1 protein-coding gene is annotated in these 480 nt (G+C 78.3%); it reads left to right on the top strand.

The genetic code is table 11. From position 1 onward, the window contains the following. Positions 1-480 (top strand): DUF4131 domain-containing protein (locus R5H29_RS02300; RefSeq protein WP_332328674.1); only part of this gene is annotated, 480 nt, incomplete at both ends.

The raw sequence follows: 480 nt of genomic DNA on the forward strand, positions 1-480 counted from the left end.
ATCGTCGCCGCCGCCCGTCTTGCCGCCCCCTGGCAACCTCTGCCGCGCGGCGCGGTGGAGGTGGCGGGCCAGGTCACTGAAGTGGAAGCGCTGCCCGAGGCCGCCCGTGTCACCCTCTCCGCCGTTGCCCTGGGCGGCGTCCCCTTCGCTCGCGGCGTCCGCATCCGCCTGCGCGACGAGACCCCGGCCCCGGCCCCTGGCGACCGCATCCGTCTCCGCGCCCTGCTTCGCCCGCCGCCGTCCCCCGCCTATCCCGGCGCCTGGGACATGCGGCGCCAGGCCTTCTTCGACGGCATGGGCGCCTACGGCACGGCGCTCGGCCCGGTGGTGGTGGTGGAGACGCGGGCTGGGCGGGGCGGGGCGGAGGCGGGGCTCGGGCGGGTGCGCGAAGCGGTGGCCAAAACTGGCCTCGCGCACCGGCCGGGACCGGAAGGCGCGGTCGCCGCGGCGCTGCTCACCGGGCGGACGGCGGCCATCGTC

It is taken from the genome of Stenotrophomonas sp. A3_2 (assembly GCF_036624925.1).
Lineage (GTDB): Bacteria > Pseudomonadota > Gammaproteobacteria > Xanthomonadales > Xanthomonadaceae > Stenotrophomonas > Stenotrophomonas hibiscicola.